General features: G+C 63.9%; 18 protein-coding genes and 1 pseudogene. 12 read left to right on the top strand and 7 right to left on the bottom strand.

The genetic code is table 11. From position 1 onward, the window contains the following. Nucleotides 1-21: 21 nt before the first annotated feature. The 7 genes and pseudogenes from IAQ70_RS20095 to IAQ70_RS20125 all read right to left on the bottom strand — a co-directional run bounded on the left by IAQ70_RS20095 (nt 22) and on the right by IAQ70_RS20125 (nt 6,408). Entirely contained in the window at nt 22-543 is a 522-nt protein-coding gene (locus tag IAQ70_RS20095; RefSeq protein ID WP_190991582.1) for a hypothetical protein, read from the bottom strand. A gap of 13 nt (nt 544-556) precedes the next feature. Then, the gene (locus tag IAQ70_RS20100) at nt 557-1,705 is read right to left on the bottom strand and encodes a zinc-dependent alcohol dehydrogenase (RefSeq protein WP_190991697.1); all 1,149 of its coding nucleotides are present in this window, start codon (nt 1,703-1,705) and stop codon (nt 557-559) included. 60 nt (nt 1,706-1,765) lie between these two features. After that, on the bottom strand, nt 1,766-2,914 hold the full coding sequence (locus IAQ70_RS20105) for a glutathione-independent formaldehyde dehydrogenase (protein ID WP_190991584.1): 1,149 nt from the start codon (nt 2,912-2,914) through the stop codon (nt 1,766-1,768). A 499-nt stretch (nt 2,915-3,413) separates the two neighbouring features. Then, a pseudogene (locus IAQ70_RS22910) lies at nt 3,414-3,732 on the bottom strand (aldo/keto reductase); the annotation flags it as partial. 45 nt (nt 3,733-3,777) lie between these two features. Beyond that, the gene (locus IAQ70_RS20115; RefSeq protein ID WP_223860443.1) at nt 3,778-4,632 is read right to left on the bottom strand and encodes an aldo/keto reductase; all 855 of its coding nucleotides are present in this window, start codon (nt 4,630-4,632) and stop codon (nt 3,778-3,780) included. A 521-nt stretch (nt 4,633-5,153) separates the two neighbouring features. Continuing rightward, nucleotides 5,154-5,366 carry a hypothetical protein gene (locus tag IAQ70_RS20120; protein ID WP_190991586.1) on the bottom strand — a complete coding sequence of 71 codons (213 nt, stop codon included), beginning with the start codon at nt 5,364-5,366 and terminating at the stop codon, nt 5,154-5,156. Continuing rightward, entirely contained in the window at nt 5,350-6,408 is a 1,059-nt protein-coding gene (locus IAQ70_RS20125) for a LacI family DNA-binding transcriptional regulator (RefSeq protein ID WP_190991588.1), read from the bottom strand. Before IAQ70_RS20125 ends, IAQ70_RS20120 begins: the two co-directional genes overlap by 17 nt. 425 nt (nt 6,409-6,833) lie before the next feature. Between IAQ70_RS20125 and IAQ70_RS20130 the strand changes: the two genes are divergently transcribed. The 12 genes from IAQ70_RS20130 to IAQ70_RS20185 all read left to right on the top strand — a co-directional run bounded on the left by IAQ70_RS20130 (nt 6,834) and on the right by IAQ70_RS20185 (nt 21,807). Beyond that, nucleotides 6,834-7,925 carry a sugar ABC transporter substrate-binding protein gene (locus IAQ70_RS20130; protein ID WP_190991590.1) on the top strand — a complete coding sequence of 364 codons (1,092 nt, stop codon included), beginning with the start codon at nt 6,834-6,836 and terminating at the stop codon, nt 7,923-7,925. Between the two features lie 61 nt (nt 7,926-7,986). Next, nucleotides 7,987-9,570 (top strand): sugar ABC transporter ATP-binding protein, encoded by a 1,584-nt coding sequence (locus IAQ70_RS20135; RefSeq protein ID WP_223860445.1) that lies wholly within the window; start codon nt 7,987-7,989, stop codon nt 9,568-9,570. A gap of 162 nt (nt 9,571-9,732) precedes the next feature. Further along, on the top strand, nt 9,733-10,671 hold the full coding sequence (locus IAQ70_RS20140; RefSeq protein ID WP_317983722.1) for an ABC transporter permease: 939 nt from the start codon (nt 9,733-9,735) through the stop codon (nt 10,669-10,671). Nucleotides 10,672-10,715: 44 nt separating this feature from the next. Then, nucleotides 10,716-11,666 carry an aldo/keto reductase gene (locus tag IAQ70_RS20145; protein WP_190991594.1) on the top strand — a complete coding sequence of 317 codons (951 nt, stop codon included), beginning with the start codon at nt 10,716-10,718 and terminating at the stop codon, nt 11,664-11,666. A 43-nt stretch (nt 11,667-11,709) separates the two neighbouring features. Continuing rightward, nucleotides 11,710-13,362: a GMC family oxidoreductase gene (locus IAQ70_RS20150; RefSeq protein WP_190991596.1), complete on the top strand. Its 1,653-nt coding sequence runs from the start codon at nt 11,710-11,712 to the stop codon at nt 13,360-13,362. A gap of 38 nt (nt 13,363-13,400) precedes the next feature. After that, nucleotides 13,401-14,114, top strand: coding sequence for a gluconate 2-dehydrogenase subunit 3 family protein (locus IAQ70_RS20155; RefSeq protein WP_190991598.1), 714 nt, complete (start codon nt 13,401-13,403; stop codon nt 14,112-14,114). A 148-nt stretch (nt 14,115-14,262) separates the two neighbouring features. Then, entirely contained in the window at nt 14,263-15,255 is a 993-nt protein-coding gene (locus tag IAQ70_RS20160) for a LacI family DNA-binding transcriptional regulator (RefSeq protein ID WP_190991600.1), read from the top strand. 176 nt (nt 15,256-15,431) lie between these two features. Then, nucleotides 15,432-16,523, top strand: a complete 1,092-nt coding sequence (locus IAQ70_RS20165) for a nitrilase-related carbon-nitrogen hydrolase (protein WP_190991602.1) — start codon at nt 15,432-15,434, stop codon at nt 16,521-16,523. A gap of 370 nt (nt 16,524-16,893) precedes the next feature. Continuing rightward, nucleotides 16,894-18,660, top strand: a complete 1,767-nt coding sequence (gene araB / locus IAQ70_RS20170) for a ribulokinase (RefSeq protein ID WP_190991604.1) — start codon at nt 16,894-16,896, stop codon at nt 18,658-18,660. Further along, entirely contained in the window at nt 18,657-19,367 is a 711-nt protein-coding gene (locus tag IAQ70_RS20175; protein WP_190991606.1) for an L-ribulose-5-phosphate 4-epimerase, read from the top strand. The genes araB and IAQ70_RS20175 overlap by 4 nt, the downstream gene beginning before the upstream one ends. A 26-nt stretch (nt 19,368-19,393) precedes the next feature. Then, nucleotides 19,394-20,914, top strand: coding sequence for an L-arabinose isomerase (araA, locus tag IAQ70_RS20180; RefSeq protein ID WP_190991608.1), 1,521 nt, complete (start codon nt 19,394-19,396; stop codon nt 20,912-20,914). Continuing rightward, nucleotides 20,911-21,807: an aldose 1-epimerase family protein gene (locus tag IAQ70_RS20185; protein WP_190991610.1), complete on the top strand. Its 897-nt coding sequence runs from the start codon at nt 20,911-20,913 to the stop codon at nt 21,805-21,807. Before araA ends, IAQ70_RS20185 begins: the two co-directional genes overlap by 4 nt. Nucleotides 21,808-22,030: the final 223 nt, after the last annotated feature.

The following is a 22,030-nucleotide window of genomic DNA, read 5'->3' on the forward strand; positions in this document are numbered from 1 at the left end:
CGGGATGGGGCCCCGCACCCCTCACTTCATATCGTCTAGGAGCGGGTCGATCCACTGGTGGTTCGTGTCGGCCCGCTTTTTTCCGAATCGGGAGCTCATGCCGTGGCGGGAGAACTCGCTGAGCATCCCGGTTTCGGTGACGGGGTTGTCGGGATGGAAGGTGGCGAAGGACTTCAGGTGGTGTTCCCAGGCGTCTACCCGGTCGGCTGCGATCAGAAGAAGCCAGTGCGCGGCCCTGCCTTCGCTGTATTTGTAGGCGTATTTCCGGATTGCCCCGGACGCGCCCTTGGGAGGTGTGGAGGTGCCGAAGACGGGAGTCAGGAATGCGTGCTCGACGGACCGCTCCCGCGGCCATTTCTCGGGCTGCCGGTCCGGGAAGTCCCAGCGCGCACCGGTCTCGATCCCGGGCTGTTCGCGGGGGTAGGAGGGCCGGTCCGCCGGGTCAAGGTCCGCACCCCAGCCAGGGATCCGGTCCCGCAGGTCCTCCACAGACTCCTTCGGCGCCGGCGTGGTGGCGGTGTAGGGCGTTGGTATCTCAGCCATGATGCTTTTCCTTTCACGCCGGAGTCGAAACGATGAGGGGCTTGATGCAGTCATCGAGCTTCGCGGAGAACATGTGGTACCCCTCGGCGATGTGTTCCAGCGGGATGCGGTGGGTAACGATATCGCTTGGCTTCAGGTAGCCGTTTCGGATGTGCTCGAAGAGCCGCGGCCACTGGCGTTTGACCGGGCACTGGTTCATCCGAAGCGTCAGGCCCTTGTTCATGGCGTCGCCGAACTTCACGGCACTGAAGAGCGGACCGTACGCCCCCACCACGGACACCGTCCCGCCCTTGCGGACGGCGTCGATGGCCCAGTTCAGGGCCACGGGGGAGCCGCCCTGCAGCTTCAGTTTCGCCGCGCTCACGTGCTGGAGGAAGCTGCCGTCCGCCTCGGCCCCCACCGCGTCAATCACGACGTCGGCGCCCAGGTAGTCGGTGGCCTTCTTCAGGTGCACCACAATGTCGTCGTACTCCACGAAGTTGTACGTCTCGGCGTGCGCGAAGCTGCGGGCCTTTTCGAGCCGGTATTCCAGGTGGTCGATGACGATCACCCGGCCGGCGCCCATCAGCCAGGAGGATTTCGCGGCGAACAGCCCCACCGGCCCGGCCCCGAACACCACCACGGTATCGCCCTCCGCGATGTCGCCCAGCTGCGCCCCGAAGTACCCGGTGGGGAGCGCATCGGTGAGCAGGACTGCGTCCTCTTCGTCCATCCAGTCAGGAATCTTCGAGGGCCCCACGTCCGCAAAGGGGACCCGGACGAACTCCGCCTGGCCGCCGTCGTACCCTCCGCAGGTGTGGGAGTAACCGTAGATGCCGCCCACCGCCGTCGCGTTCGGGTTCACGTTGTGGCAGTTCGAGAAGAGCCCGCGGGAGCAGAAGTAGCAGGAGCCGCAGTAGACGTTGAAGGGGACCATCACGCGGTCGCCGGGGACCAGGTTCTGCACGGAGGGGCCCACCTCGTGCACCACCCCCACGAACTCATGCCCGAACGTCATCCCCACCCGGGTATCCGGCATCATGCCGTGGTACAGGTGCAGGTCAGAGCCGCAGATCGCACCCGTGGTGACCCGGATGATGGCATCGTTAGGGTGTTCGATCTTCGGAATGTCTTTTTCTTCGACCCGTACTTTGTACGGGCCTCGGTAAACCATTGCCCGCATCAGTACCACGTCCGGTAAATCGCTCGTTTCCACATGGAAGGTTCTCCTGTCCGGGCTTTCTCAGGCGCTGGCCGGGTGGAGGACGACTTTGGTCCAGCCGTCTTCGCGGCTGTCGAAGTTCTTGTAGCCCTCGGGGGCCTGATCCAGCGGCAGCTCGTGGCTGACGAGGAAGGAGGGGCTGGCCTTCCCGCCGGCGATGAGGTCGCGCAGGGCCCGGTTGTATTTCTTGACCGGGCACTGGCCGGAGCCCATCGTTTGTCCCTTGAACCAGTAATTTCCGTAGTCGAAGGCCACCTGGCCCTGCTGGGCGAGCTTGTCGGGAGCCCCCGGGTCCTGGGGCAGGAACACCCCGACGACGCCCAGACCGCCGACGAACCGGACGGAGTCTACAAGCCGGTTCAGGGTGAGGTTGGGTTGTTCGTTTCCGCCCGGGTCGTGCGCCTGGTAGCCGACGCATTCGCAGCCCCGGTCCGCCCCGAATCCCATGGTCTGGTCTTTGACGAACTCGACAGGGTCCACTTCGGAATCATCGACAGGGATGGCCCCGATCTGTTCAGCCAGCTTCAGGCGGTCGCTTTGGCGGTCCACGACCATGACTTTGCCGGCGCCTTTAATAATGGCCGAGTAGGCAGCCATGAGCCCGACGGGTCCTGCACCATAGATGACGACCGAGTCGCCCGGGTACACCCCGGCCAGCATGGTGGCATGCCAGCCGGTGGGGAAAATGTCGGCGACCATAACGTAGTCGAGTTCCTTCTCCACGGAGTCCTCGCCCAGGCGCAGGCAGTTGAAGTCCCCGTACGGCACCCGCAGGTATTCGGCCTGTCCGCCCTGGTACGGGCCCATGTCCGCAAACCCGTAGGCCGCGCCGGCGAGCTTGGGTTCTGGCTGCATGGTCAGGCAGTAATTGGTGAAACCGCGTTCGCAGTTCTTACAGAACCCACACGCGATGTTGAACGGCAGCACAACACGATCACCCACCTTCACTTTGCTCACCGCCGGGCCGGTCTCCACCACTTCGCCCAGGTTCTCGTGCCCAAACGTGCGTCCGGGTTCGAAGCTGGTGCGGCCCTCATACATGTGCAGGTCAGAGCCGCAAATATTGGTCGAGGTGATCCGCACCAGCACATCGGCGGGATGCTCAATCTTCGCGTCCGGTACATCCTCGACGCTGACGTCGTTCGGTCCTTTGTAAACTACAGCCTTCACTTTTCCGCTCTTTTCTTTCTTGCCCGTCCTGATCTGGCCAGGTAGTCGTAGCTTCAGGGAGTGTAAGCGCAGAAAGTCGCAGGGCCTGGGGACCGGAACGGCGGCGCAAACGTCACCCACATACGCGAACTAAGCCAGCGAGGAAATGGGGAATGAGGATTGTGGCCCGAAGAGTCCAGCCCAAAGGGTCGGGAGGCCAATGGCTTGCAGACCGCAGATTTGTCCGAGAAAATCCTGCCTGCCAGTCTGTACGCGAAGAGCAACTGATCGAGCCTCAATGCTAAGCACACTTATTATTGGTGTCGAGGGGTTGTTCCAAAAAGTTTCCCCGATGGGGGGTTGCGTATAGTCCTGCGCCGGACGTGTCCACACCAAGCCGGATGGCCCTTGCTGGGCGGCAGTTATCCGTTGGCGGGAAGCAATGTTGAGTTGAGACTGGCCGAGGGTTACCTTGGCCCTCCAGCCAACTCGGCTCTACGGTGGCTGGAGGGCCTACTGTCCGCTGGAGGATCAGATGATCGATCTGGTCCGCGCCGAGCTTCTTGGCGCTTTTTTCGAAAGCATTGGAGGGTGGTGCCGCGGCCGTAGTCGAAGACAGACTTCGTCTCCACGAACACCTCTTCACGGGGGCCGCCGGAGCGGCGAAGGCCCTCCCCGCCCTCGCGTTCGTTGCCGTACGCCGCGGCCCTATCGATATGGCGGTAGCCAACTTCGATCGCTGCCTCTACGGTGGCGTTGGTCTCGTCGGGAGGGGTTTGGTAGACGCCGAGCCGGCTAGAGCTTGGAGGCGGGGCCGAAAGGTCGCAGCTGGCAAAGATTCAGCCTGAAGTCATTGTGCGCGGCAGTGCGGCCCCGCCGCGGACTTAGCCGAAGAAATCGGGGTCGTCGCCCGTTCGCTTCCCGGTTTCAAGACTCCTGATGACAGTGTGGTCTTCCTCGTCGAGTGTGAAGTCGAAAACGTTGAGGTTTTCCTTCATCCTCTCCGGTGTAATGGATTTGGGAATGACCACATTTCCCAGCTCTATGTGCCAGCGGATCACGATCTGCGCGACAGTCCTTTGGTGTTTCTGAGCAATCCTAATCAGGTCAGCGTTTTCGAAAACCCGCCCCCGGCCCAGAGGCGACCACGCCTGGGTGAGGATGCCCTGCTGGGCATTGAACTTGCGGACGGCCTCATTCTGAAAACCGGGATGCAGTTCGATCTGGTTGACCACCGGGCGGACGTCGGTCTCTGCAAACAGGCGCTCCAAGTGGTGCGGCTGGAAGTTGGAGACGCCGATCGATTTGGCTCTGCCATCGCTGAGAATTCTCTCCAAGGCCCGCCACGTTTCAACGTACCTATCCTTAGCTGGTAGCGGCCAGTGGATGAGGTAGAGGTCAACGTATTCGAGCGCCAAAGAGCTGAGGCTGCGGTCGAACGCCGCCATGGCCTCGTTGTAGCCATGGTCTTCGCCCCAGACCTTGGTGGTGACATGGACCTCCTCACGGGGTATACCGGAGCGCCGGAGACCTTCTCCGACTCCAGCTTCGTTCAAATAGAACGCGGCGGTATCAATGCTTCTATACCCCGTCTCCAGAGCGTTGACTACCGCATCGGCGGCCCCATTGTCGTCCGGGCCGTAGATGCCGAGTCCAATTTGGGGTATCGGCAAGCCGTCGTTCTGAATGAGGACCGGGGGGCGGGGTGTGGTTCGCATGGTTTGCGGTCGGTTTTGCATTTCTCGTTCCTCGCGTGGTTGCTGATATTGCGGTCAGGGGAGACGCTGATGCCGCATCTCCCATTTGTGGCGGTCCGGTGTGGACCTGCGAATGAGTTCGGGCTGCAATCGCGGAAGGGGATCCAGAGCTAAACCTTTCATGAGGTCCAGCATCCGCTCGACGCAGAGTCTGCCGACTTCGTTGAAGTCCAGGCGGATGGTGGCAGATCATGAGCACGGATCCCCGTCCCATGAAAACGTCTCCTGGAAGCAATGCCGCTGCTACGGACAATCGACGACAGGCCTCTGGATGCAATGAATGCCCTTTAACTGAGAATGTAGATTTCGTAGGGATCGGTCTTCATAATGAGCTGGCGGCCATGTACACCGTCAAATTGAAGCCACATTATTGACGAGTCGTTGGATACCTCTTCCACCACTCCGTTTCGTAGTCGGTGGCCGCCATGACGTACCTCGACTGTGCACCCGACGAGATGCTTCCATTCGCCGCTGACTAACGTCCTGCTCTCTTCCGTCTTCAATTAGCAGATCCGTTCCATGGTGATTCCGAAGGGCACCTGGTTGGACAGCGCGGCGGTGTACGCCCCGGGCTCATGGCGCGTGACGAGTATCCCGTGTGTCCGGGTGCGCATTGCTACTGCCTGAAGTTGTTTCACAGCGACTTCGAGCTTTTCATCAAGTGCTCGCCTACTCGTCACGTGGATACGGATAGCACCATCAACGAAGGTTTGCATTCGCGTCTCCTTTTCTTGATGCAAGGGTCATTTGGCATCGGCCGCTTTCGGGGAGCCACCTTAGGGGAGCGGCTGTGCTTTGGCGGATCACGAGTTGGGTGGGGACGAGGGTGACGCCGGGTACGGCAGTGTTCGTGCGGATTTGCTGGAGGACGTTGTCGACGCACCGGTTGCCGGCGTCGGCGAAGTTCTGGCGAACCGTGGTGAGCGGGGGAGCGTAGGCGGAGGCTTCGGGGACGTCGTCGAAGCCGACCAGGCTCATGTCTTCGGGGATGGATTTCCCTTTTTCCCGCAGGGCCCGGAGTATGCCGAGGGCCATATGGTCGTTCGCGGCGAATACGGCCGTGCAGCCGGGTTCGTCGGCGAGCCGGAGTCCGGCCTCGTAGCCGGAGTCCGCTGACCAGTCGCCGCGGAGCACAGGCGGGACGGCCCTTCCGGCGTCGGCAAGGGTGGTGCGCCAGGCGGCGGCACGGCGTTCGCTGGCGAAAGATTCCTCGGGGCCGGCGACGTGCCAGACGGTCTCGTGGCCGAGGTTCATGAGGTGTTGGACGGCCATGCGGGCGCCGTCGGCCTGGTCGGTGTCCACCACGCTGTACTGGTCACCGGCGCCCGAATCGACGACGACGACCTTCACTCCCGGCGGCAACGTCACCGTGGCGGCGCCGAGGAGGTGGGCCTCCATGATGGCAATCACCGCGTCGACGGCGAGTTCGCCCATCCGCGAGAAGGCACCCTGGATCCCGGCCTGGGTGGGAGCGGTGACCGGGATGAGTGTAATGGCGAAGTCCTGCCTCGCGGCCTGCAGCGCGATGGCCGCCAGCGTGCGCATGGTCCCCAGTGAGGACAGCGAGAACGTGATCACCCCGATGGTCCGGAAACTGCCCCGACTCAATGCCCGTGCCGCACTGTTCGGCCAGTAGCCCAGCTCATTCATCGCAGCAATGACGTGCCGCCTGGTGGCAGCACGCACGTCAGGGCTTCCGTTCGCCACCCGGGACAGAGTCTGAGTCGAGACTCCCGCCAGTACCACGACGTCCACCATCGATACACGATTAAGGGCCGTCTCCGCAGGTTTGGCAACCGCATTTTTCAGTCCGGCGTCCGCGCGGAGCCGACCGTTTGGCCCCGCGTCAGGGCCTACCAGCCGACCTCGTTGCTCCGGGGGCGGGTTCTCGTCAAGATCCGAGCACATCTGTCCTACCTAGTTTGCCGCGCACCGTTTCGTTGGCACTCAGGCGAAGAAGAGTTTGGCCGAGTTAGCGATAAATCAGCACCCTTACTAATGCTCCTGAGCGTAGGGCGTGTGGCCGTTTGCTTATTCTGCGGGGTTTTCGGCGGAAAAACCAGCCCTGGGCAAAACTTAATCCGATTTTTCCCAAAGCCTTGATAGTGCGCTAACTCACGGTGTAAGTTGACTCACAGAGCCCCCAAAGGTGGGGCGGTCACGAACACAAGGGAGTGTTGTTCATGCAGAGAACTACAACTGGAATTCGTCGAAACAAAAGGCTCGGCACGGCGGCTCTGTGCGCTTCCATCCTGACGGTCGCCATGCTTGGGCTGGCTGGCTGTAAGGGCGGCGCTGCCGCAGACGATGCAGGGCAGAAGGCAAGCGGCAAGGGGCTGGTCATCGGCTGGAGCCAGCGCGGCATCAGCGGCAGTGACTGGTGGAAGACCCTCGTTGAGGGCGGCCAGGCCGAGGCGGGCAAGATCGGGGCGCGCGTCGAGTTGCTTGATGCCAATGGTGACACCGTCCGGCAGAACGCAGACGTGCAGACCCTCATCACGAAGGGCGTGGACGTTGTGGTCATGAACCCGAACGACCCACTTGGCGTCGGACCCTCGGTTCAGGCGCTGAAGGATGCGGGTATCCCCGTCGTCACCGTCAACTCAAGCCTGGACAAGTCCCTGGTCCCGGACATGTTCTGCTACGTCGCGGAGGATCAGGAGCACACCGGCTCACTCGCCGGCGAAACCGCTGCTCAGAAGGCGCTCGAGAAGTACGGTGACAAGGGTGAGATTAAGCTCGTCGGTATTGGCGGCTTCCCGGGAGACGTGCTGAGCGACCTCCGGTTCAATGGTTTCATGACGGGGTGGAACCGCGTCATGGACAAGCATCCGGGCGTCACCACCGTGAAGCTCGACACAAAGTACGGGGAGTGGAAGCCCGACAAGGCGCTCGCCCCGATCCGCGACGTCGCGACCGCCAACCGGGACCTGAAGGTTATCTACAGCATGAGTGACGTCATGCATGGCGGCATTGTCCAGGGCCTGCAGCAGGCAGGTCTCTGGGGTGACGGGATCATCATGGCCAGCTATGACGGCGGCATGGGGGCGATCAAGGAAATGGTGGACGACCCGAAGGGCCCGTTGCAGGCCGATGCGTCCAACCAGCCGTGGGACCAGGGAGTCGCCGCAGTGCGGATGGCACTTGCCGCCTTCAACGGCGACCAGGCCCAGTGCCCGGACAAGACGAACTACATCGACACGACGGTGATTACGCCCGCCGAAGCGCCCGAGTACTACATCCCCACTGACACCTACGTACGCGCCAAAGACTGAGGCCCCTGGCCGGCGCTGCCCCGTGGCCGGCCGTTCCACACCAGAGCCCTATATAAGGAGCATGATGCTCGCCCATAACCCGGTCTCACCTTCCACCGCAGCGGCGGAGGCAGCGCGAGACACCCACGACGGCGCTGCGGAGCTGCGGCTCGACGGCGTCACCAAGTCCTATCCTGGCGTCCAGGCGCTGAAAGGAGTCAGCTTCAGCGTCAGCCGCGGATCCATTCACGCACTCGCCGGGCAGAACGGCGCGGGCAAGTCAACGCTCGTGAAGATCCTCTCCGGCGCGGAATCCCCGGACAGCGGAACCATCCGCCTCGGCGGCGAGCTTCAGCGTTTCCGTGACCCGATGGACTCCCAGCGCGCCGGGATCCACACGATTTACCAGGAGCTGTCGCTCGTGCCGTCGCTCTCGGTGGCCGAGAACATCTTCCTCGGCCAGTTGCCCCGGCGGGCGGGGGCCTCTGTCGACTGGCAGCGCATGCAGGCCGAAGCCCGGACCGCGCTCGACCGCGTCGGCTTCCATCTGGATGTCCGCCGCCCCGTAGGAAGTTACTCCACAGCGGAGCAACAAGCCGTGGAGTTGGCTAAGGCCCTGCACAAGGACGCCCGGGTCCTGCTTCTGGATGAACCCACCTCCACGTTGCCCCTACCCGATGTCGAGCGGCTGTTCACCGTCCTCCGCTCCCTGTCCGAACAAGGCGTGACGCTGCTGTACATTTCGCACCGCATGGACGAGCTCTTTTCGCTCTGCGACGCCGTGACAGTGCTCCGCGATGGCGTGAACGCTGCGGATCTGAAGACAGCAAACTCCAAGCCTGCCGACGTCGTCACGGCAATGGTCGGGAAGAGCCTCGAAGGGTCCATTGCCGAAGCGGCCCTCCGCGGGGAACGCTCGCCCAGCCTCGGCGCCGGACCAAGGGAGAGCATCATCCTCTCCGCCCGCGACCTCTCCGAGCAGGGGTACGTGGACAAGGTGTCGTTCGAGCTGCGTGAAGGCGAGGTCCTGGGCATCTCGGGACTCATCGGCAGTGGCCAGTCAGAACTGGCTGGCCTCATCGCGGGTGCGCGGCGGCGGACTTCCGGCGAGATCCGCGTCGACGGGAAAGCGGTGGACTTCCGCGCCCCCCGCGACGCGATCCGCCGCGGGATCGGGCTGCTGCCGCAGGACCGCAAGGCAGCCGGCTTCATCCCGGACATGGGCGTCGCCGGCAACATCACGTTGGCCTGCCTGCCGCAATTCAGCCGGCTGAGCGTGATCCAGTCCCGGCGGGAGCGTGCTGTGGCCGGGGATATGGTGGCCCGGCTCGACATGAAAGTGTCCGGAGTGAACCAGCCGCTCAAGACGCTGAGCGGGGGAACCCAGCAGAAGGCCATCCTGGCCCGGTGGCTTGTCCGCCAGTCACGCATCCTCGTGTGCGACGAACCAACCCGCGGCGTGGACGTCGGGGCGAAGGAAGACATGTACGAGCTCATCCGCGAGTTCGCGGAGGCCGGGGGAACCGTCGTGGTGGCGAGCTCCGAGATCACGGAGGCGATGATGTGCGACCGCGTCCTCGTGATGGCGCGCGGCAAAGTCGTCGCCGAACTCGATCACGACGACATCGACCCCTCCGGCAACGCCATCCTCGAACGCTTCGCCTGACGGCCCCTCAATCAGTTTCTATTCAGGAGTACAACTATGTCCCGGACCTTGTCGTCCCTGCCGCCAACGAGTGGCGCCCCCTCCCCATCGCCATCAGCCAGTATCAGCTCCCGACTGCGGGGCAGCGCCCTACGTGCCCTGCCAAAGAGCTACCTTATCCTTGTGCTCCTCGTGATCATCGCGGTGGGCTATTACGTCTCCGACGACTTCCTGACGTTCCGCAATGCTGAGAACGTGATCACGGCCGCCTCGATCGTCGTCGTGCTGGCGATCGGGCAATACTTTGTCATCCTGACGGGCGGAATTGACCTCTCCGTAGGCTCGATCCTGGCCATGTCCACGGTACTTACGGCACTGACCTTGCAGGCCGGGATGCCCGCCGGCGCGTCCGTTGTGTTCGTGCTTGCCTGCTGCGCTGCCGCGGGACTGATCAACGGCGTCCTCGTCGTTTGGTTGAACATCCCCCCGTTCATCGCCACGCTCGCCATGATGAGCGCCGTCAAGGGCTTCAGCTACATCATCCAGTCAACAAGCCTGATCGAGATCCGCGACCAGTGGATCATCGAGGCCTTCTCCCGCGGCAGCTTCCTCGGAATTCGCAACCCCGTCCTGATCTTCATTATCGTGGCCGTGATCGCGGCGCTCGTGGCCAAATACACCACGTTCGGCCGCTCGCTCTACGCGATTGGCGGCAACCCTGAAGCCTCGCGGCTTTCGGGCCTGCCGGTCGCGCGGAACCTGATCATCACCTACACCATCTCCGGCGTGCTCGCCGGCCTGGCAGGCCTGGTCGCCGCCGCCCAGCTGCGGCAGGGAAGCTCGCTCATCGGCGTAGGTTACGAGCTCGACGCCATCGCAGCCGTCGTCGTGGGCGGCGCCTCCCTCATGGGCGGAAAGGGCGATCCCCTGAACGCGGTGATAGGGGTGTTCATCCTGACCACCATCATCAACATCATGAACCTCGTCGGGATCTCTTCGGAGCCGCAGCTGGTCATCAAGGGCGCAGTGATTATCCTCGCCGTCTTCCTCTCCAGCGCAGGCGGCGTCCAGAGGATCTCCGGATTCTTCTCGAAACATTTCCGGCGCACCCAGGCCGCCTGACCGCCTACCATCGGCTTCCCATTCAGCTTCAGAAAGCAGGAACCATGTCCATTCGCCCCTTTGGCCGCACCGGCCTAACGGTCTCCGATATCTGTGTCGGCACCAGTGCACTCGGCAGCTTTCCCGCCCAGTACGGTTACGAGGTCGATGAAGACACCGCCGTCGCCACGATTCACCGTGTCTTCGACGGGCCCTTCACGTTCATTGATACGTCGAATGAGTACGGCGGGGGTGCAAGTGAAGAGCGGATTGGCCGGGCCATCGCCGAGCGCGGCGGCATCCCCGAGGGATACGTCGTGGCCACGAAGGCCGACCCGCTTCCCGGCAGCACCGACTTCTCCGGGGACCGCGTCCGCCGGTCCGTCGAGGAGAGCCTTGAGCGTCTTGGCCTCGATAAACTCCAGCTCGTCTACCTGCACGACCCCGAGAAGATCTCATTCGAGGAGGGGGTGGCCAAGGGAGGTCCGCTGGAGGCCCTCATCGATCTCCGGGACCAGGGAGTTATCCAGTACCTGGGCGTAGCCGGGGGCCCGATCGATCTGGAGCTGCAGTATCTGGCGACGGACGCATTCGACGCCGTCATCAGCCACAACCGCTACACCCTCGTTGAACAGACCGCCGAGCCGCTCCTGGAGGACGCCGCCCGCCGCGGGGTCGCCTTTATCAACGCCGCCCCGTTCGGCGGCGGAATGCTCGTCAAGGGACCAAGGGCCGTCCCGCGGTACTGCTATGCACCCGTGGACCAGGCGACGATCGACAGGGTCCTGCGCATGGAGGAACTGTGCAGGCAGCACGGCGTCCCGCTCGCCGCAGCTGCCCTGCAATTCTCGGTGCGTGATGAGCGCGTGGCGTCCACCATCGTTGGAATGTCCCAGCCGAGCCGGGTCGAGGAGACCCTCGGCCTGCTCAACCATGACATCCCTCAGGAACTCTGGGACCAGCTCCTGCCTCTTGCAGGCGAGGGCCGGAACGGCATCGAAGCCGTAACGGTCTGACTGCTGTGGCGAATAGCAGGAATTTACGAAAGGAAACGAAGCAATGACCAGGAAGAAGCAGCCTGAGCCGGTGGATGTCGTCATCGTCGGTGCAGGCGCCGGCGGGGCAACCGCGGCAAAGGTGCTGTCGGAGGCCGGCCTCAAGGTGGTAGGCCTCGAGCGTGGGCCTTGGCTAAAGCCCGAGCACGCCTCGGGAGACGAGCTCAAGTTCCTCAACCGGAATTTCATCTGGCAGGATCCGAAGACCAAACCGCGGACCTACCGCCCAAACGACAAGGTAGAGGCGGAAATCACCAACTTTTCCGCCACGCCGCAGGTCGTCGGCGGCGGCACCACCCACTGGGGCGGCATGGTTCCGCGCATGGCGGAGAGCGATTTCAAGCTGCGCAGCCTGCACGGCGACGTTCCGGGCGCAAGCCTGGTCGACTGGCCCATCTCCTACGACGAGCTGGAGCCGTACTACACACGAGTTGAGTGGGAGTTCGGCACGTCGGGTCTTGCCGGGGCAAACAAGTGGGAAGCGTGGCGCAGCCGCGGCTACCCAACCAAGCCCTCCCCGCTGAGCCAGATTGGCCGGACCTTCGCCACCGCGATGTCAAAGCTCGGGCATGGCACATTCCCCATGCCGCAGGGCATGGTCACCGAACCCTACCGGGGACGTCAGCCATTCAGTGAGAACGGCTTCTGGCAGCAGTACCCGGACCCGGGAAGCGGCAAGTCATCCACGCTGATCAGCTTCATTCCTGACGCGATTGCGACGGGGCGCTACGACCTCCGCTCCGACTCCTACGTCAGCGAGATCCTCGTCGGCAAGGACGGCCGCGCCACCGGTGTCCGCTACCAGGACGAGGACGGCGACGAGTTCGTCCAGCACGCGAAAGCCGTGATCGTCTGTGGCGGCGGCATCGAAACCCCCCGCCTGCTGCTCATGTCCAAGTCGGGGCTCTTCCCCGACGGACTCGGCAACGGCAGCGGCATGGTGGGTAAGAACGCCACGTTCCATCAGTACTCATTCTCGGTCGGCTTGTTCGACCGTGAGGTCAGCGACCCGCTTTACGGGTGGGCGGGCCACTACATGAGCCTGTGTTCGTTCGACTTCTACGAGACGGACGAGAGCCGAGGCCACATCCTGGGATCACTGATCTTCCCGTCCATGATTGGCCACCCGGTGAACTGGAGCTTCCCCGGCCGGCCTACCTGGGGCCAGGCGGCAAAGGACGCCGACCGCGAATTTTTCAACCACAGCATGAAAATCGGTGTCCTCCTGCACGACCTGCCAGTGGAGGACAACCGCGTCGACCTGGACCCGAACGTCAAAGACGCATGGGGTCTGCCGGTGGCCCGCATTACCCACACGCCCCACTCCAATGACTTTGCCCAGGAACGCTGGCAGGTTGCCAAGAACGGGGAAATCCTCGAGGCTGCTGGGGCGAAGAAGGTCATTCCGGTCAACATGGAACGGATCACGGGCAACACCTCCCACGAACTGGGCACCGCCCGAATGGGCAATGATCCGGCGACGTCCGTCGTGGATCGCTGGTGCCGCTCGCATGAAGTACCCAACCTGTACGTTTTCGATGCGAGCTTCTTCCCCACGGCAACCGGCATCAACCCGGCCCTGACGATCATGGCGAACGCCTGGCGGTGCTCTGACCACATCCTCCAGGTGGACCGCCATGGCTGGTCCGACAACTGATTCGCACTTTATACAGCACACGAAAGGACAGATGTCATATGGGACAGGCGGAATGGGCTACGGTACCCATCTCAACACGGGACGTCGACGGGCCGGTCTACTTCACCGAGCACGAGTGGAACACCATCGAAGCGGCGTCGGCGCGGATTATTCCCACCGACCACCACCCGGGTGCGCGTGAGGCCAAGGTCGTTCGCTTCATTGACCGGATGCTCGCGGGAACGCAGTTCATCTTCCCGGCAGCGGACGGCAACGGGTTCCTCCGGATGGAGGGCCGCGACGAGGCCGCATGGCAGGAGCGCATCAAGCAGCGTCGGGAGTTTTACCGCGAGGGCGTTGTGGAGTTGGACCGGCTGGCCAAAGAGCGTGCAGACGTCGAGTTCCTCGAACTCCCGGCACATGAGCAGGACGCGGTGCTCGAGACGATATCGGGCTTGGCGAAGCCAAACGCTTTCTCGCTGGAGCACTCCGAGGTTGGTCTTGGGGGCGCGCCGGCAGGAAACCAACCGGTCAACGAGGACTTTCTGGAGTTCTTCCCGCTTCTGGTGCTCAACACCCGTCAGGGGTTTTACGGCGACCCGGTGTATGGAGGCAACGAGAACCGCGTCGGGTGGGGTGTCATCGGCTTCGACGGACCTCCGTCGCTGGCCTCAACCATGGACGGTACCTACAACACCCGCAAGTACATGGTGGAGGGGGCCGAGTGGCCATACGACCAGCATCCCGAAGTCCTGCGGTACCGGCGTCCGTGACAGCTGGCGCGCCCGTCCGCGGCGCGTTCCGGGCCTCCTCGAGGGTAGAGGGGATAATGGAGTGATGTCCCCGACTCCCGCGCCTTCAGAAGCCCGAACCACCAATGGGCGCGGGGAGCGGCTGGCCTCCAGGTCAAAGGCTCCCCGGATGTCCGACGTTGCCCGGCTCGCCGGGGTGTCCCAGCAGACGGTGTCACGGGTTGTCAGGGGAGCGACCAATGTGGATCCGGACATCCGCCAACGCGTCGAGCACGCAATAGCGCAACTCCGGTACCGCCGGAATCCCGCAGCCGCGGCGCTCGCCAGCAACCGGACCATGACGATCGGTGTTGTCAGCTTCGAACTGTCGGTCCTGGGACCAACCGTGGCCCTGTACGGTATTTCCGAGGAAGCCCGGCAACATGGCTATGCGACGCGTTTAGTCACGCTGGCCAGTCTCGAACGTCGGGATATCCGGGCTGCCTTCGAATCCATCAATTCGGACACGGTTGACGGCGTGATCGTTCTCGCGCCCCTGTTGGATGCGATCACGGTGCTCGAGGACCTCGACATCGGTGTCCCCGTGGTGACCTTCCAGCAAGGGTCGCACCCGAGCCCGACAAGCGTTTCCGTAGACGAAGTGCGAGGTGCCCGGATGGTGGTGCGCCACTTGCTGGATCTCGGGCACGAAACAGTGTGGCACGTCCAAGGTCCCCCCGGATGGATGGCAACATCTTCCCGCGTCCAGGGATGGGCGGCGGAACTGGGCGCGGCTGGCCGTTTCGTTCCGGCGCCGCTCGCAACGACTAACTGGTCGGCCGAAGAGGGATACCGCGTCGGACGTGAGCTCGCCGCAAGGAAGGACGTCACGGCGGTCTTTGCCGCCAACGACCCCTTCGCGCTCGGAGTAATCAAGGCCATGGACGACGCGGGACGCAGCGTACCGGACGACGTCAGCGTCGTCGGATTCGACGACGTCAAGGAAGCACCCTTCTTCCGCCCTGCACTGACAACGGTGAAGCTGGACTTCGAAGCGATCGGCCACATCGCTGTAAGCCGGATTCTTGCCATGATCAAAGAGGAGGCGCAGGGAGACATTCCCCTGCTGGAACCGCGCCTCATAATCCGCGACACCACAGCGTCGCCGCGCAGCCGGCGCTGACACCAACCGCGCCTGCCTGCACCCATACCCGCCGCTGAAATCCCGCGGCGGTACCTCAAGGGCTCCTGCCTGATTTCTGAAAATCGATGACCCTTAGGTCTTGCAATTTCCTACCTAACCGGAATACCGTGAGTTAGCGCTAACTCAGGTACTCAAAGAAGAGAAAGTGAAAAACAATGGTCGATCCATATGTAGTCGTTGCGGTTTCGCCGCGGACAATCAATGTGAAGAATCCCGGCGACGGCGTTGCTAACGTCAGGCGCATCAATGAATTCATCGACACGGCAGTCATGGTCGGGGCATGGGAGGGCTCTCCGGTCAAGCTGGTTGTCCTGCCCGAAATGGCAATCCAGGGCATGATCGCCAACACGCCAGGTAACCGCGAACGAGAGCGCCACTTTGCCGTGACGATCCCTGGGCCGGAAACGGACGAGCTGGCAAAGAAGGCCGTGGAACACAACACCTACATCTCTGCTGAGCTGTACATGGTGAAGGATGAGGATTTCCCGGACCGCCACTTCAATGTCGCCTTTATCATCGATCCGCAGGGCGAAATTATTTACAAGCGTTACAAGGCCACCAGTGATGCCTACGAGGGCGGCATGCTTGGCAACATGAACCCGCATGACGTGTGGGACGAGTGGATTGAAAAGAAGGGCAATGGCAATGCAATGGACGCCATTTTCCCTGTGGCTAAGACCGAGATAGGCAACATCGGGTACGCCATCTGCCACGAGGGTGTCTACCCCGAGGTGCCGCGTGGGCTCGCGATGAACGGCGCCGAGATCATCATCCGGGGCACCCTGATCGAGCCGGCCGTGCAGAACGGAATGTGGGAACTGCAGAACCGGGCGCACGCCATGTTCAACTCGGCGTATGTCGTCGCTCCGAACCTGGGGCCCGAAGTCCGTGAGGACGGGAGCATGCAGGACCTGTTTGGCGGTCAGTCCATGATCGTCGGTCCACGGGGCCAGATCCTGACCAAGCAGCAGGGCTGGACGTCGGGTGACTCGTTCGTCTGCACCACGATCGACATCGAAGCGCTCCGCCGGGCGCGAATGTCAAACGGCCTGTACAACCAGTTCAAGGACCTGCGCACAGAGCAGTATCGGATTATTTACGACAACCCGATCTACCCGAAGAACCAGTACTTGGATGCTCCCCCGAGCGAGGGCTGGCTGGCCCGGGAAGACTCGACGCGGGCCGCCAATATCGAGAAGCTCATCGAGCGCGGGGTGCTCACACCGCCGTCGGGCTACAAGGTCTAGGTTGGGAGTCTGGCCGGGGGAGCGTTACGCGCCCTCGGCCAGCTTCACCCTGGGGATTTGGTGGCGTCTCTTCGTTGCAGACTCTGCAGGCGCCGACGCCCCGGACCGCGAGTTTTTATCTCGGACGCGAGGATGCTCCGCGCAGGGATGAGAGCCAGCAGGAGGTCGCTGCCGGGATGGTGATACACCCGTATGCCAAAGAGGGACGTTGCCGAGCAGGTGTTCCTCCAGCGCCGGTTTCTTCAAAACCTAGATTGGTCGCGGAATCGTCGGCGCCCAAGGATGGACTCAGGACACTTGACGGCATTCGTGTTAGCGCTCACTTAATTTCAGCCCGCGACATGGTCGGGTGGTTCTACTTGGAGGATTCATGGACGTCACAGCAGACGGCAGCGAGAATTACGTGATCGGGGTGGATTACGGCACGCTGTCAGGGCGGGCCGTCGTGGTCCGGGTCCGGGACGGCAAGGAACTTGGCAGCGGGGTGTTCGATTACCCGCATGCGGTGGTCACCGAAGCTCTTCCGGCGGACGTGGCCGACGCAGCAGATGGAAAGGCTGCCCGCCTTCCCGGGGATTGGGCGCTTCAGGTGCCGAACGACTACCGGGACGTGCTTCGGAACGCCGTGCCGGCGGCGATCGCGGATGCGGAGATTGACCCGTCCGCCGTCGTCGGGATCGCGACCGACTTCACGGCCTGCACCATGGTGCCGGTCAAGGCGGACGGCACCCCGCTGAACGAGGTGCCCGGCTTCGCGAACAGACCGCACGCCTACGTCAAGCTCTGGCGCCATCATGCGGCCCAGGGCCAGGCAGACCGCATCAACGCCCTCGCCGCTGAGCTGGGCGAGACCTGGCTGCCCCGCTACGGCGGGCTGATCTCCTCCGAATGGGAGTTCGCCAAGGGGCTGCAGCTGCTGGAAGAGGACCCGGAAGCGTACGCCGAGATGGACCACTGGGTGGAAGCGGCCGACTGGATCGTCTGGCAGCTGTGCGGGAACTACGTCCGCAACGCCTGCACTGCGGGGTACAAAGGGATCTATCAGGATGGCAGCTACCCGTCCGAGGACTTCTTGGCCGCCCTTAACCCTCAGTTCAAGGACTTCGTGAGTGCCAAGCTGGACCACACCATCGGCCGGCTTGGCGACGCCGCCGGCTTCCTGACCGCCGAGGCAGCTGCCTGGACCGGGCTGCCCGAGGGCATCGCCGTGGCCGTCGGCAACGTGGACGCCCATGTCACCGCCCCTGCGGCGAAAGCTGTGGAGCCTGGCCAGCTCGTGGCCATCATGGGCACGTCCACCTGCCATGTGATGAACGGTGATGTCCTGCGCGAGGTGCCCGGCATGTGCGGGGTGGTCGACGGCGGCATCGTGGAGGGTCTGTGGGGCTATGAAGCAGGCCAGTCGGGCGTGGGCGACATCTTCGGCTGGTTCACGAAATACGGCGTTCCGCCGGAGTACCACGACGCTGCGGCCGCTGCGGGCCTGGGCATCCACGAGTACCTGACGGAACTCACCTCCGGCCGGGAAATCGGCGAGCATGGCCTGATCGCCCTGGACTGGCACTCGGGCAACCGCTCGGTACTCGTGGACCACGAGCTGTCCGGTGTGGTGGTGGGACAGACCCTGGCCACCCGCCCCGAGGACATCTACCGGGCACTGTTGGAAGCCACGGCCTTCGGCACCCGCACCATCGTTGAGGCCTTCCGCGACTCCGGCGTGCCGGTGAAGGAATTCATCGTCGCCGGGGGGCTATTGAAGAACAAACTCCTGATGCAGATTTACGCGGACATCACCGGGCTGCAGCTCTCCACCATCGGCTCCGCCCAAGGGCCCGCCCTGGGGTCGGCCATCCACGCCGCCGTCGCGGCGGGCCGGTACACGGACATCCGGGCCGCCGCGGCGGCCATGGGGTCGGTCCCCGGCGCGGTCTACACCCCGATCCCGGAGAACGTCGCCGCCTACGAGGAACTTTTCCGGGAGTACCGCACCCTGCACGACTACTTCGGCCGGGGAACCAACGACGTCATGCACCGGCTCAAGGCCATCCAGCGCAACGCCAGACCCAGCCTGGCCGCCTCAGGTGCCGACCATATCGGTACAGATGCCGCCGAACGCGCCGAGCAGGTGCGCGCATGAGCGACCTGCTGGAAACCATTGGCCGTATCCGGGCCGAGGTCTGCGAACTGCACGCCGAGCTTACCCGTTACGAACTGGTGGTCTGGACGGCCGGCAACGTCTCGGCGCGCGTTCCGGGCTGTGACCTGATGGTCATCAAGCCCTCGGGCGTATCCTACGACGAGCTGACCCCGGAACTCATGGTGGTCACGGACCTGTACGGCACCCCGGTGACTCACCTGTCGGCTGGCGCCGACGGAACCGCCGCGGATTGGGACAACCCAGCACTGACGCCGTCCTCGGACACCGCGGCGCACGCCTACGTCTACCGGCACATGCCCGACGTCGGGGGAGTGGTGCACACCCACTCCACCTACGCCACCGCCTGGGCAGCGCGCGGTGAAGCGATTCCGTGCGTGCTGACCATGATGGGCGATGAATTCGGCGGCACGATCCCGGTGGGCCCGTTCGCGTTGATCGGCGACGACTCGATCGGCCGCGGGATCGTGGAGACGCTGCAGGCCTCGAACTCCCCGGCGGTCCTGATGCAGAACCACGGCCCGTTCACCATCGGCAAGGACGCCCGTTCAGCGGTCAAAGCCGCAGTCATGTGCGAGGAGGTGGCCCGCACCGTCCACATCTCACGGCAGCTCGGCGAGCCATTGCCCATCGACCCGGGCCAAATCGAATCCCTCTACGACCGCTACCAGAACGTGTACGGCCGCTAGACCCACCAACTTTCCAGGAGAACTCCATGTCCAACGCCAACAACACCTCCCTCGAGCGCTACGAGGTCTGGTTCCTCACCGGCAGCCAGCACCTCTACGGCGAGGATGTCCTCAAGCAGGTGGCCGCGCAGTCCCAGGAGATTGCCGCCGCCCTCAACGAATCCTCGGATGTTCCGGTCAAGATCGTCTGGAAGCCCGTGCTCACCGATTCGGACGCGATCCGCCGCACCGCCCTGGAGGCGAACTCGGACGACGCCGTGATCGGTGTGACCGCCTGGATGCACACCTTCTCCCCGGCCAAGATGTGGATCCAGGGCCTGGACCTGCTCCGCAAGCCGCTGCTGCACCTGCACACCCAGGCCAACCGGGACCTGCCCTGGGCGGACATTGACTTCGACTTCATGAACCTGAACCAGGCTGCGCACGGCGACCGGGAGTTCGGCTACATCCAGTCGCGCCTCGGCATTCCGCGCAAGACAGTGGTGGGGCACGTGTCCAACCCCGAGGTCTGCCGCCAGGTGGGATCCTGGCAGCGCGCCTCGGCCGGCTGGGCGGCCGTCCGGACCCTGAAGCTCACCCGCTTCGGTGACAACATGCGCAACGTCGCCGTCACCGAAGGTGACAAGACCGAGGCCGAGCTACGCTTCGGCGTCTCGGTCAACACCTGGTCCGTCAACGAACTCGCCGAGGCGGTGCACGGCGCCGCAGAGTCCGACGTCGACGCCCTGGTTGCAGAGTACGAGCGCCTTTACGAGGTGGTCCCCGAGCTCCAAAAGGGCGGTGCCCGCCACGAGTCGCTGCGTTACAGCGCCCGGATCGAACTGGGCCTGCGCAGCTTCCTGGAGGCCAACGGCTCCGCGGCCTTCACTACTTCCTTCGAGGACCTGGGCGCTCTCCGGCAGCTGCCCGGCATGGCCGTCCAGCGGCTGATGGCCGACGGCTACGGCTTCGGCGCCGAGGGCGACTGGAAAACCGCCATCCTGGTCCGCGCCGCAAAGGTCATGGGTGCCGGACTGCCCGGCGGCGCCTCACTGATGGAGGACTACACGTACCACCTGGAGCCAGGCGCCGAGAAGATCCTGGGCGCCCACATGCTCGAGGTCTGCCCCTCCCTGACCGCCAGAAAGCCGCGCGTCGAAATCCACCCGCTGGGCATCGGCGGAAAAGAAGACCCCGTCCGCATGGTCTTCGACACCGACGCCGGCCCGGGCGTCGTCGTCGCGCTCTCCGACATGCGCGACCGCTTCCGCCTGGTGGCCAACGCCGTCGACGTGGTGGACCTGGACGAGCCGCTGCCCAACCTGCCGGTGGCACGGGCGCTGTGGTCCCCGAAGCCCGACTTCGCGACATCCGCGGCGGCCTGGCTTACCGCTGGCGCGGCCCACCACACCGTCCTGAGCACCGCCGTCGGAATGGACGTATTCGAGGACTTCGCCGAAATCGCCCAAACGGAGCTGCTCACCATCGACGAGGGCACCACCATCCGGGGCTTCAAAAAGGAACTCGCCTGGAACGCCGCCTACTACAAGCTGGCCGGCGGGCTGTGACCGAATACGGACTCCGGCACGGTGACTACACCGCGGTCATCACCGCCCGCGGGGCCGCGGTGCGGGTGTTGCAGCACGGGGAACGTGACTTGATCGTCCCGTTCCCCGAAGGCGGGCCCATCCCCGACTACCGGGGCATCATCGCGGCCCCCTGGCCCAACCGCATCGCCGACGGCAAGTACACCTTCCGCGGAGCCGAATACCGGCTGCCCATCAACGAAGTGGAGCGGGACTGTGCCCTGCACGGCCTGGCCTTTCCCCTCGTCTGGACGCTGAAGGAGCATACTGAGTCCGCCGTGGTCCTCACCTGCTCAGTCGGCCCGGCGCCAGGTTATCCGTTCCTGGTCAAAGTCACCGCCCACTACCGCCTGGACGCCGACGGCCTGCACGCGGCCGTAACGGCGACCAACTTCAGCGCCGAAACCGCGCCCTACGGCGTGTGCCCGCACCCGTACCTGGTCGCCGGACCGGCCCCGCTGGATGAATGGACGCTGGAGGTTCCGGCCAGCGAGTTCCTGGACGTGACCCCGGACCGACTGTTGCCCGTCGCCGTGCGGGCCGTGGACGGACACGAGTTCGACTTCCGCACGCCGCGAAGCATCGGTGCCACCAAGATCGACCACGCCTTCACCGGCATCACCTTTAACGATGCCGGCCGCACACGACTCGTGGCCCGGGACCCGAGCGGGACCGGAGTAGGCATGGCCTGGGACCGGACCTGCCAGTGGCTCCAGATCCACACGGCCGACAAGCAGCCGCCCGCACGGAACAGGCTGGGGCTCGCGGTGGAACCCATGACCTGTCCCCCTGACGCCTTCAACAGCGGCCAGAATCTGATCCAGCTCGAACCGGGAGAATCCTACGAAGTGTCATGGAAAATCTTCGCAATGTGAGCCGCCCGGTTCCGCCTGATCTTTCGGATGCAGCGCAGGCAGAGCATGCGGTCGATGACGTCGGCGCCGACGATCACGGCGGGCGTTGCGAAGGCGCTCTCGTGGAGAGCGTCGAGGCTGCGCCAGACCTGCAACCTTTCCGGGGTCCGGCGGTGGCTGGGCGTGCGGAACGCTCCCGCTTCGGTGAACCGGTCCCCGATAGTTGGACTGGCTAAATGGGATT

The sequence above is a fragment of the Pseudarthrobacter sulfonivorans genome, from assembly GCF_014712225.1.
In the GTDB taxonomy this organism is placed as follows: Bacteria; Actinomycetota; Actinomycetes; order Actinomycetales; family Micrococcaceae; genus Arthrobacter; species Arthrobacter sulfonivorans.

What these genes read in the sequence shown, in the direction of transcription:
- IAQ70_RS20095 (WP_190991582.1), bottom strand. Translation starts at nt 543, where the DNA reads ATGGCTGAGATACCAACGCCCTACACCGCCACCACGCCGGCGCCGAAG.
- IAQ70_RS20100 (WP_190991697.1), bottom strand. Translation starts at nt 1,705, where the DNA reads ATGCGGGCAATGGTTTACCGAGGCCCGTACAAAGTACGGGTCGAAGAA.
- IAQ70_RS20115 (WP_223860443.1), bottom strand. Translation starts at nt 4,632, where the DNA reads ATGCAAAACCGACCGCAAACCATGCGAACCACACCCCGCCCCCCGGTC.
- IAQ70_RS20120 (WP_190991586.1), bottom strand. Translation starts at nt 5,366, where the DNA reads ATGCAAACCTTCGTTGATGGTGCTATCCGTATCCACGTGACGAGTAGG.
- IAQ70_RS20125 (WP_190991588.1), bottom strand. Translation starts at nt 6,408, where the DNA reads ATGGTGGACGTCGTGGTACTGGCGGGAGTCTCGACTCAGACTCTGTCC.
- IAQ70_RS20130 (WP_190991590.1), top strand. Translation starts at nt 6,834, where the DNA reads ATGCAGAGAACTACAACTGGAATTCGTCGAAACAAAAGGCTCGGCACG.
- IAQ70_RS20135 (WP_223860445.1), top strand. Translation starts at nt 7,987, where the DNA reads ATGATGCTCGCCCATAACCCGGTCTCACCTTCCACCGCAGCGGCGGAG.
- IAQ70_RS20145 (WP_190991594.1), top strand. Translation starts at nt 10,716, where the DNA reads ATGTCCATTCGCCCCTTTGGCCGCACCGGCCTAACGGTCTCCGATATC.
- IAQ70_RS20150 (WP_190991596.1), top strand. Translation starts at nt 11,710, where the DNA reads ATGACCAGGAAGAAGCAGCCTGAGCCGGTGGATGTCGTCATCGTCGGT.
- IAQ70_RS20155 (WP_190991598.1), top strand. Translation starts at nt 13,401, where the DNA reads ATGGGACAGGCGGAATGGGCTACGGTACCCATCTCAACACGGGACGTC.
- IAQ70_RS20160 (WP_190991600.1), top strand. Translation starts at nt 14,263, where the DNA reads ATGTCCGACGTTGCCCGGCTCGCCGGGGTGTCCCAGCAGACGGTGTCA.
- IAQ70_RS20165 (WP_190991602.1), top strand. Translation starts at nt 15,432, where the DNA reads ATGGTCGATCCATATGTAGTCGTTGCGGTTTCGCCGCGGACAATCAAT.
- araB (WP_190991604.1), top strand. Translation starts at nt 16,894, where the DNA reads ATGGACGTCACAGCAGACGGCAGCGAGAATTACGTGATCGGGGTGGAT.
- IAQ70_RS20175 (WP_190991606.1), top strand. Translation starts at nt 18,657, where the DNA reads ATGAGCGACCTGCTGGAAACCATTGGCCGTATCCGGGCCGAGGTCTGC.
- araA (WP_190991608.1), top strand. Translation starts at nt 19,394, where the DNA reads ATGTCCAACGCCAACAACACCTCCCTCGAGCGCTACGAGGTCTGGTTC.